General features: G+C 54.2%; 16 protein-coding genes. 3 read left to right on the forward strand and 13 right to left on the reverse strand.

Annotated features, from left to right (window positions below):
- Positions 1 to 32: 32 nt before the first annotated feature.
- The 5 genes from QZN75_RS00510 to QZN75_RS00530 all read right to left on the reverse strand — a co-directional run bounded on the left by QZN75_RS00510 (position 33) and on the right by QZN75_RS00530 (position 2653).
- The gene (locus QZN75_RS00510) at positions 33 to 209 is read right to left on the reverse strand and encodes a hypothetical protein (RefSeq protein ID WP_292423332.1); all 177 of its coding nucleotides are present in this window, start codon (positions 207 to 209) and stop codon (positions 33 to 35) included.
- Between the two features lie 48 nt (positions 210 to 257).
- Positions 258 to 902, reverse strand: a complete 645-nt coding sequence (locus QZN75_RS00515) for a cobalt-precorrin-7 (C(5))-methyltransferase (RefSeq protein ID WP_292423334.1) — start codon at positions 900 to 902, stop codon at positions 258 to 260.
- Positions 899 to 1054 (reverse strand): hypothetical protein, encoded by a 156-nt coding sequence (locus QZN75_RS00520; protein ID WP_292423336.1) that lies wholly within the window; start codon positions 1052 to 1054, stop codon positions 899 to 901. Before QZN75_RS00520 ends, QZN75_RS00515 begins: the two co-directional genes overlap by 4 nt.
- A 30-nt stretch (positions 1055 to 1084) precedes the next feature.
- Positions 1085 to 1330: a hypothetical protein gene (locus tag QZN75_RS00525; protein WP_292423339.1), complete on the reverse strand. Its 246-nt coding sequence runs from the start codon at positions 1328 to 1330 to the stop codon at positions 1085 to 1087.
- 87 nt (positions 1331 to 1417) lie between these two features.
- Complete coding sequence (locus tag QZN75_RS00530) at positions 1418 to 2653, reverse strand: zinc ribbon domain-containing protein (protein ID WP_292423342.1); 1236 nt, start codon at positions 2651 to 2653, stop codon at positions 1418 to 1420.
- Positions 2654 to 3135: 482 nt separating this feature from the next.
- Between QZN75_RS00530 and QZN75_RS00535 the strand changes: the two genes are divergently transcribed.
- The 3 genes from QZN75_RS00535 to QZN75_RS00545 all read left to right on the forward strand — a co-directional run bounded on the left by QZN75_RS00535 (position 3136) and on the right by QZN75_RS00545 (position 5367).
- Positions 3136 to 3651: a hypothetical protein gene (locus QZN75_RS00535; RefSeq protein WP_292423346.1), complete on the forward strand. Its 516-nt coding sequence runs from the start codon at positions 3136 to 3138 to the stop codon at positions 3649 to 3651.
- 204 nt (positions 3652 to 3855) lie between these two features.
- Complete coding sequence (locus QZN75_RS00540; RefSeq protein WP_292423349.1) at positions 3856 to 4248, forward strand: hypothetical protein; 393 nt, start codon at positions 3856 to 3858, stop codon at positions 4246 to 4248.
- A 135-nt stretch (positions 4249 to 4383) separates the two neighbouring features.
- Positions 4384 to 5367 carry a DUF1616 domain-containing protein gene (locus QZN75_RS00545; protein ID WP_292423353.1) on the forward strand — a complete coding sequence of 328 codons (984 nt, stop codon included), beginning with the start codon at positions 4384 to 4386 and terminating at the stop codon, positions 5365 to 5367.
- On the opposite strand, the gene QZN75_RS00550 is transcribed toward QZN75_RS00545, so the two are convergent.
- The 8 genes from QZN75_RS00550 to QZN75_RS00585 form a co-directional block, all read right to left on the reverse strand.
- Positions 5359 to 6144, reverse strand: a complete 786-nt coding sequence (locus QZN75_RS00550; protein ID WP_292423356.1) for a hypothetical protein — start codon at positions 6142 to 6144, stop codon at positions 5359 to 5361. The genes QZN75_RS00545 and QZN75_RS00550 overlap by 9 nt on opposite strands.
- On the reverse strand, positions 6141 to 6614 hold the full coding sequence (locus QZN75_RS00555) for a hypothetical protein (protein WP_292423358.1): 474 nt from the start codon (positions 6612 to 6614) through the stop codon (positions 6141 to 6143). Before QZN75_RS00555 ends, QZN75_RS00550 begins: the two co-directional genes overlap by 4 nt.
- Positions 6611 to 7930, reverse strand: a complete 1320-nt coding sequence (locus tag QZN75_RS00560) for a DUF58 domain-containing protein (protein ID WP_292423360.1) — start codon at positions 7928 to 7930, stop codon at positions 6611 to 6613. Before QZN75_RS00560 ends, QZN75_RS00555 begins: the two co-directional genes overlap by 4 nt.
- Positions 7931 to 7933: 3 nt before the next feature.
- On the reverse strand, positions 7934 to 8908 hold the full coding sequence (locus tag QZN75_RS00565; protein ID WP_292423363.1) for a MoxR family ATPase: 975 nt from the start codon (positions 8906 to 8908) through the stop codon (positions 7934 to 7936).
- Between the two features lie 8 nt (positions 8909 to 8916).
- On the reverse strand, positions 8917 to 9804 hold the full coding sequence (locus QZN75_RS00570) for a DUF4350 domain-containing protein (protein ID WP_292423366.1): 888 nt from the start codon (positions 9802 to 9804) through the stop codon (positions 8917 to 8919).
- On the reverse strand, positions 9791 to 11593 hold the full coding sequence (locus tag QZN75_RS00575; RefSeq protein ID WP_292423369.1) for a carboxypeptidase-like regulatory domain-containing protein: 1803 nt from the start codon (positions 11591 to 11593) through the stop codon (positions 9791 to 9793). Before QZN75_RS00575 ends, QZN75_RS00570 begins: the two co-directional genes overlap by 14 nt.
- A complete protein-coding gene (locus tag QZN75_RS00580) occupies positions 11590 to 11850 on the reverse strand; it encodes a hypothetical protein (protein WP_292423371.1) in 261 nt (86 codons plus the stop codon). Before QZN75_RS00580 ends, QZN75_RS00575 begins: the two co-directional genes overlap by 4 nt.
- 535 nt (positions 11851 to 12385) lie before the next feature.
- Positions 12386 to 15048 (reverse strand): S-layer family protein (locus QZN75_RS00585; protein WP_292423374.1); only part of this gene is annotated, 2663 nt, incomplete at its 5' end.

Raw genomic sequence — 15048 nt, forward strand, 5'->3', positions numbered from 1 at the left:
TACCTAATCACCTAAAAAAAAGAATGTGCTGTTTATCTCAGCCAGTAGCCGATCACCACGCAGACAATCCCCGGGTAGAAAATCGCCGAAAAATATTGCCGGATATCGTAGGGCACGAATCCGAGACCATTAAGTTCCGGGATGATCAGCATGATAAGGCCTGCGATAAAGAACAGGTAACTGAACTGGGTTTTTGTTGTCTTGTCCATAACCATCTGCCGGATCAATGGTGGAGGGGCATAAAAGAAAAATCTTTGTCAGGTTTTCTCTGTTGTTCCCTGCCGGGGTTGTCGTTTCTCACCATTTGCCGGTGGTTCAAAATGGCCGATCACGAGCGAATAGAGATCCCCATCCGGCAGGGGCGGGGCAAGCAGGTCGTCGGTTACAATCCGTTCGTCGGGATACCCGAGGTTTTCACAGACGGTAATCTTCACCGGCACAGAGAGCCCCATCGCGAAGAGGCGCCGGTAGAGTTCTGTCACATCAAATTTTGGATCCGCGATGAGAAAAACAATTTTTTCCCGCCTGATTTCCTCGACGGTCTCCTGCATCGCCTTTTCGTGGCCATGCCCGTGGGCGACGATCACGGCAATCTGGGAGAGGGGGATATGCAGTCGGGCGGCAGCGACCTGGAGGGACGAGATGCCGGGCACCACCTCGCCGGGCAGGTACCCGAGACCGGCGAGCATGGGGTCCCCGGTTGAGAGAACGACTGCGTTCTCCGGCAGCTGGGAAAGGTTCCGGTAATTGCTGATGAATCTGACGGTGCAGTCCTTCGGGATCAGTTTTTTCACGATTTCGATGGCGCGGCTGGAACCGTAGATAAACCGTGCTGCTTTTATCGTCAGTGCCGCCTGCTCCGTAATCATGCCCGGCCCGCACCCGACACCAACGATCTTCATGGGCTCTCCGCAATAATTTTCCCGTTACGGTTCACGAGGACCACCTTCACCAGGGGATGTTCTTTTTTATACGCTGCAAGGACCGGTGCCGCGACCGGTAAAAATGCCGGCGATGCGGACAGTTCTTCAATGCTTTGCGTATCCTGTACCATCAAGGATATTCGGCTCGATATATTTTAGGATTAGCCCTGCATGGCAGCAGGTACGGTTGCACGCGTGCTCACCAAAACTGCATTGGCGACAATGACCCGCCGGACTTTGCCGGAAAGGATCGGCAGGATCGTCTCGATCTGCCGCGAGCCGCCCATAAATGCAGAGCCGGATACCGGGGCAGATGCAGGAAAATCGAGCGCTTCCCCGGAGTAAATTCGATATGGATCCGGCTGGCGGTGTTCGCGGGGGGAGGTCTCATGTACCTGACAGAGCATGCATCCACTATTCTCACCGTAGTTTGATACTTCTAATGTAACCCGGGTGACCTGTGGTGGGGTAATTTTTTCCTGGGAGGGTGTATTTTATGAAGAGGGGACGGAACAGGTACCTGCACAACATCTCGATGAATCCGTGGTGTTGACCATGCGTCCTGAACAGGTCTCGCGTGCGGAACAGATGACACCCCCGATTTTCGCGCAGGTATCTGGTATTTGTGCCTCGGGTGTCTGCTGAGACTGTAACGTGACCGTTGCCGACAGTGTCACTTTCGGTGCCGCAATTTTAGCAGAAGCAAGCGTCGCGGTCACTGGCGTGCCGGCCATGCTGGACGACGGTGCGCTCGCGGTCCCGCTCATAACCTTTGGCAGTACGAGCACGACCGCTGCCACGATGACAAGGACGATCACGATGATCCCGATAGAGATAACCACCTTCTTTTTATTTTTCGGTCTCCGGGGCTCCCGCGGTGCGGCGGTCGTCATATGCCCCGGCTCGGGAGGCGTGGGACGGACTCCTTTGGGTGAGGATGGCTGCAAAATGAACCGCTCTCCTGCCGGTTTTGCAGGGATCAAAGCCGGGGTCACCGGCTGCGGTGCAGGTGTTCTGGCGGCGGGATGGGGCAAAACTACCCTCAACGGATCTGCCGGCACGTTTTCCCCAGATCTTCTGATAAACGACTCAACAAACTGTATCTCCCGGTCGATTGGGCGCTCCTTTTTTATAGTGACGGCCGGGGGTTTAGGCACCGGTGCCGGAGGCACGTTATCCGGCACAGTGATCTTCGTGCCGCAGTAGCTGCAAAACCCTGCGCCGTCCGGCACCCGTTTCCCGCACCGGGTGCAGTACCTGCCAGGGGAGTGTCCCGGTGCCGGTGCAATGGGAGAGCCTACGACTTTGATCTTCGGCACCGCCGCATGTTCAGCGGCCTTTGGTGCCGGTTCGCGGTTGGGGATGACTTTACGGATAACCTGCGCGACCGGGGAAGTGAGATGGTCATTAATCAACCGGATCCATTCGTCCCGTTCCTTCTTCCGGTTTCCTCCACCTTCGCGCGAAAAGGTGAGGACTATCTGTCGGGTATCGCCGGCATTCGTGAGAATCGTGAACGTGGTAACCTGATCGCGGATGGCATTTTCACCCGGTTTGACGTCTTTTATTGTTGTAAGCAGGATATTTTTCGTGGGAATACGACTTTTGATCTTGTCTACTAAGATAATCCGCTTGCTGGTGAGCACCGCCTCAAACAATACCGATTTGATACGGACCATGTGCGCCCGGGCGAGCACCCTCTCGTCACTGCCAAGTTCCGGGTCGTCCATTTTTGTAGATCTGTCCTCCTCTGTTTTCAGCCTTGGGTGTCTATCGAGAAAAAGATATAGTGATCACGCAGTATAAAATTCGAGATTATGACCAACCAACACCGGGAGCTTTTTTGTTGCGTCTGGGGGATGGCCGAATAATCAACATTGAAGTGTTCCGACTGCATCACCTCAAGGTAAGTCCCGCCAAAGCAACAGCACCAAACCCGACTCCATGGTACATTTGTCTTGTATCCTCGGAGTCCTCTCGTGCAAAACGATCAAAACGTTAAAAATTTGGTGCGAGATTCGTTCATCGCATATGCATGGATCCGGTGCCGGGTAACGCCGCTGTTTGATCGCAGATGAGCTTGAATCATGGCCGCATGGGAGCACCAACACTGTAATGATTTCGGATACATTCCTGTACCCCCTTGTAAAATTCCAATTATCAGAAACATTATTACACAGAACCCCCCATACGTTCGTGAACGTGATCCTCTATGAAGCGTACACTCATTCTGACCGGTATCCTTATCCTTGTTATCTGTTTTTTTATATGCCCTGCACAGGCGTTCACGGCAAAGAGTCTTGATATCGCGGTGCAACAGAATGATGATGCTGTCATCACCTTTACCTATGAACTCTCATGGTTCGAGAATTTCGCAGTCTTCCTGCATATTGCAGATCCCGGCGTGGAGCTTCAGAAAGCGCTGGAGAACAATTATAAAAAATCCGTTGATGTACTTGTTGCCAATTCAGGAGAGTCGCAGTTCGTCGTACATGGCTTTGCCTCAGTACAGGAGCACAATGGCACGGTTATGATGAAAACCCCTGCGCTCTCGTTTGCCGACGCACAAAAGGTCCTGAACCAGTACTGGTTTGCCCCGTTTATCAACCCCGACTTCTCCCCCGATATCACCCGTGTGAGCTTTCCGGACGGATATTCTGAGGAATTCCAAAACCAGATCAGCATCCCCGCTGTCAGCCACATCCTGAATTCATCAACCAATTTTTAGTGCGACAGGTGGTCGCACTACGTTTACGGGGTGATATCAAGGCGATGCTTCGCCCGGCCGGCCTCTGTTTTAAGAACAGGGAAACCAGAACCGTCGCAGGTCCTGGTATAACCTGTTCATTATTTTTTGCCGGTGTCAATGCCGACGAACGAAGAATACAACCCGATAAAAGATGGAAGGAATTAAAAAAGGGTATAATCCCCTTTGAACTACGAGAATTACACTCTCTTAACGATTGAAATCCACTATAATAAATATACCCGTATCCGCCTTGAAAAAAGTTCGAATTTCAGATGGATTAACGGTATCAGAACCGATCACAATCAAGGGGCGACCGTGTCTCTCCCCTTCCCTGACCCGCCCCTTGCGCCTGCGATTGCTTTGCAGTACCTGCCAGGGAATTTCTTTGATCGCTTCCCCCTTTACCTTCTGAAGGATTATCGCATTACCGGGGTCGCCACAAAGGCGGGGGCGTTCCCAAAGCCCCGGAGAGTGTCCGGAGGGATGTATGGTAAGAAGGGTGCAGGTAAAACCGGGTGTAAAAAGAGCATATTAACGCTCACAAAAAGCAGGGCCCTGAAGTGTCCCGCAGGGTAAACCGGGCAGTTTCATGATCCTGCATACCGGCAGGATCACCCGCACTCCGGACCGGTCTTTTTCCCGGGCAGAATACGGTGTCCCGTCAGGAGTGCGCTAGACACAAATACTACCACGGACAACCAACCATAATACATGGAGCGGATGCAGCAGCCGTACGACACGATCATCGAAGCATTCGCTACCCATAAGGTCCCGTATGATATCGCAGCATGCTATGTCTGGCTCGCAGGAGCCATCCTCTCGATATATCTCCCTGTCGTAAACGAGACATTCCTCCGGGTGGTCTTCGGGGTTCCGGTCATCCTGTTCATTCCCGGTTACGCCCTGATTGCCGCGCTCTTCCCTGCCGCAAAAGACCTTGGCGGGATCGAACGCATTGCCCTTTCATTCGGGCTCTCCATCGCCGTGGTACCGCTCATCGGCCTTGCGCTCAACTATACGCCCTGGGGGATACGGCTTGACCCGATTGTGATCAGTCTTGCGATCTTCACGATCGGCATGTGTCTTGCAGCCCAGTACCGGAGGGCATGCGTCCCGGCCGCGGAACGCTTTACGGTCCCGTTTAGTGCACTCCGGCAGGCAGTAATACGGGAATTTTTTCCCAAAGAGACCGGCCGTCTCGACCGCATACTCTCCATCGTGCTCATTATCGCAATCGTTGCCGCTGTCGCAACAACCGTCTACGTCATTGTCGTGCCAAAAGAGGGGGAGAAGTTTACGGAATTTTTTATCCTTGGTACTAACCAGAAGGCTGCAGATTATCCCTCAGAGATCATGACAGGAACGAACAGCTCGATGTATATCGGTATCGGGAACCATGAATACAAAAACATCACGTACACGGTCGAGACCTACCTTGAATCCATGACGTTTGATGAGAAAACAAATACCTCTGCGCTGAAGGCAATGGACCGGATTGACCGGTTTAAGGTGCCGGTCCCTGATAACCAGACTCTCGTTATTCCCTACAGTTTCACCGCAAAAAAGACAACCTACAACCGCATCGAATTTTTGCTCTTTAACGAGACCGTACCTGGCGACCGGGTCCAGGGCATGGACCGGATCAACCAGAGCTACCGCGACCTGCACCTCTGGATTACCGTCAGATCACCGTGACGGTAAGAGACAAAAGACTGCCGTCACCGACTGCTGCCCGGCATCCGGACTGCAGCGCTCCACCTGCACGACCGTACCCAGCCCCTCGGCCAGGAGACAGGCAATCAGGCTGCAGACCGGGCAGGGGTGGGTACTGCAGCAGCGCGGGGATTCCGTGGCGAGGGCCATGCACCCGCCAATCAACCGGTAACCTTCCATCGTCACAGTAACCGTGCGCTCCTCCTGCTCGGTTCTCACCCGGTCCGCAACCTCAAGGAGGTCCACGCCGACTTCGCGGATGAGATCGGGAAGGGCATCCGGGTCCGGGGGTATGGCAAGCTGGTGCTGCTTCCGGAGCTCAAGGAAGAGCGGCTCACCGGACGGCACGGTCACAAGACCGGCAGCATCCGGTCCTGCTACAAACGAATTCCCGGAGACCGGGACGGCTTCCCCGTCATAGTCCGAGACCGGGTTGAACTGCACGGTACGGATCCGGCCGTCCTTTCCTGCAGGGAGCATGACAGCATTTCCCGAGATCCCGAGATCGGCGCCGAGCCGGGCAAGATTGATACTGCCCTGGACCGGAAGCAGGCTCACGTACCGGACATCAAGCGGTTCGCCGCTTGACAGGGTAGCAAGAAAGACACCGGTGACCAGGCATACCAGGGCGGACAGGACCACAGCCGCCGTCGTAATGTCCCGCTGGTTGGTGACAATTGCCAGAGTAATAAGGATCACCGCAGCGCCGATCAGTACCAGGGAGGCGCGGTAATACGGGTTAAGCCGGGGGAGGTTCACGATCCAGCTCCGGTATACTTTTTCCTCAACTGGTAATTACGGATGTCCTGGAAGAACAGCACAAGACCGGTCCCGGCTGCAAGCAGAAGGAGCGGCACGAGCACGTGGTTTGACAGCTGCATACCGGCAACAAGAAACAGCGTGACACAACAGAAGAGAATGAACACGTTCACATCCTCTTTTCCTTCAAGCATCCCCAGGTCCAGAAGAACAACCCCGGCAAGCATCCATGCCGTAAACAGTCCCGCCCAGATCATCAGTGCCCCGCAGGCAATAACAAGGAGTTCGCCGCTGCAGACAAGATAGAAGATCCTTCCGTGCCAGGTGTGGGCTGCAAAAAGGAAACCCCCGGTGGGGATAAGGAGGAGGACACACAGATAGCCTGCCGGTGAATGACTGGAAACCGCGGCACCAAGAGCGCCGAGGGCCATAAGCAAAAAAAGGCCGGGTTTTAAAAAAGCGCGGTTCATGCAAATGCCTCCACAGTATCGGCGCCGAGCCGGGCCTGGTAGAATGCACGGGTGTGGGGTTCTACGCTGCCCGGCATCCGGATATGTACCCGGATTTTTGCTGTTTTGGCCTGTTTCGCGATCTGCCGGATATGACTGATGTCACCGGAAAACAGCGAGAAGAGGACCACCTCATCCGTCGTAATTGAGGACAGGGCCCGGATGATCTGGGCGGTAAATGCGTACATCTTCTGGTTCTGGAGCGTTGTTCCGTAATACGCGTGGAGCGAGCCGAGGAACCGGAGCGTTTCGGCATCAGGGGTTCTCTCCTGCGCTGTTTCGATCGCGTGGATCTGGCTGCGCAGGTCAGACCTGTCAGCAGCGCGGTAGAAATGGACCGTGCGTTCGGCCGGGTGCATCCACTCCCGCAGTACCGATATGCAGTGTTCGAGATCTTTCTCATCTGCCATGAGATGGAGGATGTTGGGCCCGGAGACCAGAAGAACCGAGACGTACTGGTACGTCCTGACGGAATATTCGACCATCCCGGCAACCATTGCCACCATCCGGTCAAATTCATCGGCGGGATACGGTGCACCGCGCCAGGGCAGATCCACGATGATCAGGGAGGGCAGGCTCATTATCCCGGTGTATTCCCGAACGAAGAGCTTGTCGTGCTTTGCTGAAATTTTCCAGTCAATCCTGCGCAGGTCGTCGCCGGCATAATATTCCCGGAGCGCCCGGATACCAAGCCCGGAAAGAACACCCATCTTTTCAATCTCCCGGGTCTCGATGGTGGCACGTTTCGATGATGGTTCAAACATGCCGGCAGGCTGCACAACCAGGGAAGGGCCACAGAACCGGTCAGAGAGAAGGTCAATACTATCCTCAAAAAAGAGGTCGTTTACCGTAAGGGTGAGCCCGGAAAAATACATCGTGCCATGCATGACCGTGGTTATACGGTAGGAGAGCCGGAGGGTCTGGGAGGTGGGCAGGGGGTCTGCCGCAAGGGACGTAACACCGTCCTGGACTGCCACATTCGTGGGGATCCGTTCGGCGATCCCCACCTGCATGCGGGGAGGGACCGTGACCGTGATGGTGGTGGTCACCCGGAGTGTGGTGCCCCTCCGGACAAGGGAGCGCGAAAGGGAGCGCTCTGCATGAACGGAACAAACGAGGCTCCACAGACGACGGTTGAAAAGAAGATACTGTCCCAGGAGGGCACACGTAAGAATACCGGCCGCAAGGAGGGCTGCCATGGTATCAAGAATGAACGCACCCGAGAACAACAGAACCGCAAGCAGGCTCAATCCCTGGGCGCACCGTTTCAGACGCACAGCTCAGAGCACCTCGACCTTGTTTAAGATCTCATTGAGCACCTGATCGACAGTAAGCCCTTCGACCTCTGCCCCGCGGCCAAGGAGGATCCGGTGGCCCAGCACCGCGGGTGCAATCTGTTTGATATCATCGGGGATCACGTAGGTCCGGTTCCGGATCGCCGCCATGCCCTTCCCGCCACGGACAAGGGCAATCGAGGCACGGGACGATGCACCCAGGTCAATATCAGGATGCGTCCGCGTTGCAATGACAAGGTCCCGGATATAGGCGAGGACCGGTTCTTCAACGGTAATATTACCGACGACACCGACATATTGCCGGATGGTCTCCGGGGAGAGGAGCGGTGTTATTGTCCGGGAATACGAGTCCCAGTCAAGCTGGTTGGAATGGACCCGCCTGATGATGCTGAGTTCGTCATCAGAGTTCAGGTACGAGGACTTGATACTGAGCATGAACCGGTCCCGCTGCGCTTCAATGAGCGGAAAGGTGCCTTCGAATTCAAACGGGTTCTGGGTTGCAATAACAAAAAACGGGATGGGGAGAGGCATGGTGATGCCATCAATGGTCGCCTGTCGTTCGCTCATCGCTTCGATAAACGCACTCTGTGATTTCGGGTTCACGCGGTTGATCTCATCAGCAAGGAGGATGTTCGTAAAGATCGGGCCCTTGCGCAGGATAAACTCCTTTTGTTGCTGGTCATAGATGCGGACCCCGAGCATATCGGCGGGTTGCAGGTCGATAGCGCCCTGGATGCGGTTAAATTCGCATCCCGTCATGATCGCGATCGACTTTGCTATCGTTGTCTTTGCGGTTCCCGGCACCCCTTCGATCAGGATATGCCCTTCACTGAGGAGGGCAATGAGAATAGAGTCGATTAAGGGCCGGTTGCCAACAACAAACTCTTCCACTTTCTGGTTGATTGCTGCGTATAACCGGGAAATCTCCAGAATCTTGCTCTCTCTTGCAGCGTCCTCCATTCCATCACCTACAGGATTTTCTCTCTCCACGCCCATGCAGCAACCAGCACCAGGAACCCGAAGAACAGTACTTCTACTATAAATTGGGTTCTTAGTACATGAAATATTCCGCTCATCCCTTCCGCATCCCGGGTACGGGAGTTCATCTGGTCGACGAGCACCGTGCCGTTATAATGGATCAAATTATTGAGCAGACAACGGTTACCCCACCTGTCACCGATGTCCTGCATCGAGTTGATGAAGATACTCGGATCTGAAATGACGACAATCCGTCCCCGGCTGATCTCTTCTGCAGAAATAACCGGAAATTCTCCCATCACTTCATTGATATTGATCCGCCGGTCACCGTTGGTATCGACCCAGCTTAAGATGGATGTCATCACCAGGGGCTCACCGCCGTCAAGCGGCGCAGGACGGTCCATGACGATCGCACCGCAATTCTCCACCGGACTGGCATTTTCGACCGGGTACACGACAATGGTGTACGGGTCGGCATACTCCCGGTCGATACTGGAAAGGTTTCCGTCAAGGATCGTGATCCGGCTGCGAATCCTCTGCAGAATTTCCCGGCCCGTTCCGAAATCGTCAGCAAGGACGATGGTATTTCCCCGGTCCAGGAAGGCCTGGTATGCCGTGATCTCCGCTCCCGTCGGAGAACGTTCCGGTGCGATGATGAGCAGGAGGGCATTATTCCGGTAAGAAGCGAGCTGTGCGCTGTCCTGAACCATCACCGTATGGTGACGGTCCAGGTCGGAAAAGAACCGCGACGTGCCATTCCAGTCCGGATTATACTGGGAGAAATCAAGGTTATTCGAGGTAAGGTGCGTTGCCAGGATCAGGGCAGCCATAAGAAGGACAATCCCGACAATCCAGTATGCGGCCTTAATGATCTTCACCTCCCAGCTGAGTATCGGTATTCTTCATCTCGGCCTCAAATTCGGTCTGCACGGCTGCCGACCGGTATCCCCCGTACCGGACCCGCTCATAGACAAGAACAAAAGACGAGAATGGCCCGCAGTAGGGTTTTTTTGTGCAGGACTGCGAGAGTTCCCGGGGAGTCAGGGCGGTATACTGGCGGATGTGCAGGTCCTTTGCGATACGGACGGAAAACCCGAGATAGACAACTCTCGCGGCGGCACTCAGTCCCCCCTCCTGCAGGATATGTGCGTACCGGGCAAACAGGGAGTCAGGTGCTGTACCGTCACCGGCCGGTTCACCCGGCATTCCCTCCGGGGGGGGAACCTTGTCCATGTCAGCAGTCTGGTACGAGCCGGCCGGTTCTGTCATATCAGGAGAAACGGGCCTTGTCCTGCCGGGCATCCGTCTGATGTAGTACCATGCTCCACCGGTAAAGAGAGTAAATATCCCGGCGACCAGCAGGATCATAATGATCAGCATAAACGGGAATGCCGGCAGGTTCGGCAGGTACTGGATCGACACGACCACACCCTGAGGCGCGCTCTCGGAAGGACGGATGGGGTAGCCCTCACCGGTGAACCGGGCAACCACCGTGTGCGGACCGTCAGGGAGCCGGAGTGGTGTCGAAAAACTGCCATCTGCATCGGTTATTGTGCTAATGACATGACTCCCGTCCCAGACCAGCTCAACCGGGGCAGAGCGAACCGTGCGGTTTGCGGCAAGAACCGTCCCCGTGCAGGAAACGATTCCGCCGGGGGTTGCATTGCTGACCGCAAGGGTCGTGACAGAATCGACCGGGACGACGGTCAGGCTTCGCATATCCGACTGCGTGAGACCGGACTCTGCATGCAGGGTATGGGTGCCGGCCGTGATGCGTTCTATCGGTACCTGGAGATCAAAGCTTCCCAGTGCATCCGTCGTTACGGTGGATACCGGAATAGTATCGAGATAAACGGTCACCTCTTTCCCCGGATCACCATGTGCGAGATACCCGTATATGGTAAAAAGATACCCCGAGCATTTGATCGAATCGCCGTATATTCCCGTGCCCGGATAGGTAATGAAGGACAGCTGGGCGCTCGTGCGGATGGGGAGCGAGCGGGTGGCGGGATTTTCCTGGAACGCATTGATTTCTTTCATATATGCATCAAGTTCCCTCAGGCTCTCTTCCTGGGAGGAGACATCAAGGCCCTGTTTTACGCTGATATCCGTTACAATTTTTGTTTCAGCCTTGTACTGGGTATACAATCCCTCGATCTTTTTCCGGAGTGCATCGCCCTGGAGTTGAACAGCAACGAGCCCCCCCTGATTGTTCTGGTCGCGGTACTGGATCTCCAGGTCCTGCAGGGCGTCAAGTGAGATAGAAGAGTTCATGAGGCCCTCCAGGAGTTCTCTCTGCCGGGCACTGCTCTGTGATAATTCCTGGATCTCGCTCTGGTTCATGTCAAGCGTGACGATCAGGTTGTTTAATCTCAGGTTGCTGTGGGAAAAGAGTTCAAGTTCCCGGCGTGCATCGTCAATATCCTTAATCCGGATATTGAGAGTAATAGGTCCGGTATAACCGATCAGGTCCTGCTCGAGAGGAAGCACATCGGTGGTGCTGTTGAGCATCTGTTGCGCCAGTGCGTCAACATTATCATGAAACCGGGACGGGAACATATCCTGCTCCAGTGTATAGAGTAACGGACTGGAGAAAAAAAATACCAGTACCCCGATGACTGCAAAGGCCATTCCTGCAAGGAGGACATACCGGTTGTTCATTATCATTTGGCCAGGATCTCCAGTATTTTTTGGGCTACAATGCCACCGAAGAGAACGATACCGGCGGCAACCAGGTATTTTATATACCGGAGGTAGGAGGGAAGAGAGAACCGGGTATCCACCAGTTCAACGATAACAAGGATCCCGATCAGCCAGAGGACAAAAAATATTTCAAGGTCAACCTGCTGGGCAAGGAGCATAAAAGCGCTGATGACTACAAGCCAGATGAACATGACAATGGCGGCAAGAACCTTCTTTTTCATCTGATCCGTACATGATTATGATAATAAGACTATACATAATCTTCTTATAGGGTTGATCGAAATGTTCAAATTTGAGTCCCATTGCCGTCTCTTCCTGCCACTGGAGCGTATATCTGAAATGTCGATCGAACATCTAAAAAAGAGAAAATAAAGGATTGGGGGCTCTCCTGAAATCCCAAATCTCCTGCAGGATCGAAGAACCAGTTGTTTCATGTAAAAGGTATGGCAAACCGAAACAATGAGCATTATCAAACCTCCCGTTCCTGCTACCTGGATCAGAAAAATCCAAAAATCCCCGGCGGGGAAGAAGGCATTATACCCCTAGCTTATGACCGTCCACTGCTGGCACGGGAGTTCCCCGGCACCGGCCAAACGGGAGTGCGGGCCCGGGGGGAGAGAAAGTCCGGATAGATTGCTCTTCCTGCTGGAGCTGCCTGCGCTTCTCTTGGCTGAATTGGAACTACATCTTATAATAATGAAAGATACGACAGAACCTCTTTTAGCGTTCTGCAAAAATAAAAAGGGGATTATGGGATTACAGTCCTTGCTTCTTCATGCCGAAGAAGTAGTACCCGGCACCTGCAACCACGATGATGATGACGATCACGCCAATAACCATCGTCCATGGGATTGCAGCTCCGGATCCTGGAGTAGTTACCGGTGCTGCCGGGGCACTGGTCTGTACTGTCGTGGCGCTGGGGCTCGCCAGCGTTGTGTCAACAAACAGTCCATAGGTGCTGAAGTGACTGACCAGGGCGCTCACGGTCATGGCATTCGCATCGACCATTGTCGGCACACGTGTCCAGGATGAAGTTGTGGGGTTATAGACCTTGATACCCAGATATCCGGTATTTCCCTGTGCCTGAGCAAGGAGTGTATTCCATTCGGAAGCGGTCAGTGTGAACTTCAGGGTAATTGCCGGGGTGAAGGTCGCACCATCCGGCGAACAACTAACCGCATAACCGGCAAAGGTATAGCCAGCGCCCGCCGGAACCTCAGATGATTGCATCGTGGTTACGCTCACTGAATTCAGAACACTCCCGTCTTTCGCCAGTACCTTCGTACCCGACGGCACAAAGAAGCTTCCCTCGTTGCCGGTATTTATTTGGTAATCCTGGGTCACTTGCCCTTGAGAGTCCTGTGTAAAGGTAGCTGTGTTCAGAGACGTTGCCAGCGCGGCAGCAGGAGCAGGACCGACGTATCCGACACCGCCACCGACACCGACACCGCCATAGTTATTGGTGTTCTGGTGATTGTAACCACCGCCACCGCCGGATGCGGCGGCTGATGTAGCACCGACAATGCCACCTGTGGAGAACCCGGGCACGCTGATGGTGAACCACTTGGATAGACCATCAGCTGAAGTTGGTCCCCATGTGGGGTAAATCGTGGATATCGTCCCCCCGTGGTTCCATATCACGGCCAGATAGTTCGTGCTTGCGGTAGAATACGAACCGCCATAGTTGGTATACCACCAGATTGGCACGCTCATGTTCAGCGTCCCGCCTGAAGTCAAATCTCCGGTGGAGATATTGATGACCGCTAACGGGTTGTACCCGGTCGAGCCACTAAGTTGACTCTGATATGTTGAATTCTCACCCGCGTTGGGTATCGTTAATGCAATGAGGAACGGGCTTGTACTCCAGCCATATTCGAAAATGGTGGGCTGGAAATTTATTGTTGCGCCATTGACAAGTGCCGTGGTGTTAGGCAGGATGTACTCCACCGATGTAATCGTTCCGCTGAGGTTCCCACCTGATGTATTGACACCGGTCGTCGTCACAATGATCTCAGAGAAACCGGTGACATTGGTCAGGTAAATATTGGTCGCGTCGGAAGTGTAATTCCCGACGTTTCCGGTCAGGTTGATGCTGAAACTACTGCCGCTGATCGTGGTATTTGCTACCGGGGCAGGAACCGATTGGGTTGCAACAATGGGATAGAGTGCGGACGTACCAGTGCCTGATGCATTCGTTATTGACAGAGTGACAAGGTAGGCTCCCGGGTGGTTAAAGGTATGTGCTGGCGGATTCGCGACCGTCGATGTGGAACCATCACCAAATACCCAAGAGTATGCGGTTGGGTTAACAACACTTGAGCTCGAGGAACTGAAGGTGACACTAAGAGGCGCATCACCTGTCGTCACGCCACCACTCGTGATGACGGGGACCGGGAGTCCAGGAACCATATTGTTGGTGACAGCCTGGTCTGCGAAGGTTGCGAGGACCCCTCCATCAGCGGCAACGACTGTTCCCACTGTATAACTGACGTTCACGGTATTGCCATATGCAATGGCCGTACCTGATGGGGTCAGGTCGATCTTGGTCGTGTCTGCATTGAGAGCCGCCGCACTGAATGTCTGGGGAGCTCCACCATCGACCGTATAGGAGAATTGTCCTTGTTTGCCGGCGGGGTTTGCCATCGCTTTGTTAAAGCTGATCGTGATAAGAGTCCCCGCGGTATTGGTGGCAGCTGAGGAAACAGTCGGAGGCGCTGGCATATTGTTGGTGACGGCTTGGCCTGTGAAGGATGCAAGGACCCCGCCATCAGCGGCAACGACTGTTCCCAGTGTATAATTGACGGTCACGGTATCGCCAGGTGCTATGGGCTGACCTGATGGAGTCAGGTCGATCTTGGTCGTGTCTGCATTGAGAGCCGCCGCACCGAATGTCTGGGAACCTACACCATTGACCGTATAGGAGAATTGTGCTTGTTTGCCGGCGGGGTTTGCCATCGCTTTGTTAAAGCTGATCGTGATAGTAGACCCGGTAACATTTGTTGCAGCTGCGGTGACTGTCGGAGCCCCTGGCGGGGGTACATTATTGGTAACGGCTTGGCCTGCGAAGGTTGCGAGGACCCCGCCATCAACGGCAACGACTGTTCCCACTGTATAACTGACGGTCACGGTATTGCCATTTATGATGGCTGTGCCTGTTGGAGTCAGGTCGATCTTGGTCGTGTCTGTATTGAGAGCCGCCGTACTAAATGCCTGGGGAGCTCCACCATTGACCGTATAGGAGAATTGTCCTTGTTTGCCGGTGGGGTTTGCCATCGCTTTGTTAAAGCTGATCGTGATAAGAGTCCCCGCGGTATTGGTGGCAGCTGAGGAAACAGTCGGAGGCGCTGGCATATTGTTGGTGACGGCTTGGCCTGTGAAGGATGCAAGGACCCCGCCATCAGCGGCAACGACTGTTCCCA

This window comes from Methanoregula sp., from assembly GCF_003170075.1.
Taxonomy (GTDB): Archaea; Halobacteriota; Methanomicrobia; order Methanomicrobiales; family Methanospirillaceae; genus Methanoregula.

Excerpts from the sequence above, each read along its gene's own strand:
- QZN75_RS00580 (WP_292423371.1), bottom strand. The coding sequence starts at position 11,850 with ATGAAAAAGAAGGTTCTTGCCGCCATTGTCATGTTCATCTGGCTTGTA.
- QZN75_RS00525 (WP_292423339.1), bottom strand. The coding sequence starts at position 1,330 with ATGCTCTGTCAGGTACATGAGACCTCCCCCCGCGAACACCGCCAGCCG.
- QZN75_RS00535 (WP_292423346.1), top strand. The coding sequence starts at position 3,136 with ATGAAGCGTACACTCATTCTGACCGGTATCCTTATCCTTGTTATCTGT.
- QZN75_RS00575 (WP_292423369.1), bottom strand. The coding sequence starts at position 11,593 with ATGATAATGAACAACCGGTATGTCCTCCTTGCAGGAATGGCCTTTGCA.
- QZN75_RS00530 (WP_292423342.1), bottom strand. The coding sequence starts at position 2,653 with ATGGACGACCCGGAACTTGGCAGTGACGAGAGGGTGCTCGCCCGGGCG.
- QZN75_RS00520 (WP_292423336.1), bottom strand. The coding sequence starts at position 1,054 with ATGGTACAGGATACGCAAAGCATTGAAGAACTGTCCGCATCGCCGGCA.
- QZN75_RS00510 (WP_292423332.1), bottom strand. The coding sequence starts at position 209 with ATGGACAAGACAACAAAAACCCAGTTCAGTTACCTGTTCTTTATCGCA.
- QZN75_RS00545 (WP_292423353.1), top strand. The coding sequence starts at position 4,384 with ATGGAGCGGATGCAGCAGCCGTACGACACGATCATCGAAGCATTCGCT.
- QZN75_RS00555 (WP_292423358.1), bottom strand. The coding sequence starts at position 6,614 with ATGAACCGCGCTTTTTTAAAACCCGGCCTTTTTTTGCTTATGGCCCTC.
- QZN75_RS00565 (WP_292423363.1), bottom strand. The coding sequence starts at position 8,908 with ATGGAGGACGCTGCAAGAGAGAGCAAGATTCTGGAGATTTCCCGGTTA.
- QZN75_RS00515 (WP_292423334.1), bottom strand. The coding sequence starts at position 902 with ATGAAGATCGTTGGTGTCGGGTGCGGGCCGGGCATGATTACGGAGCAG.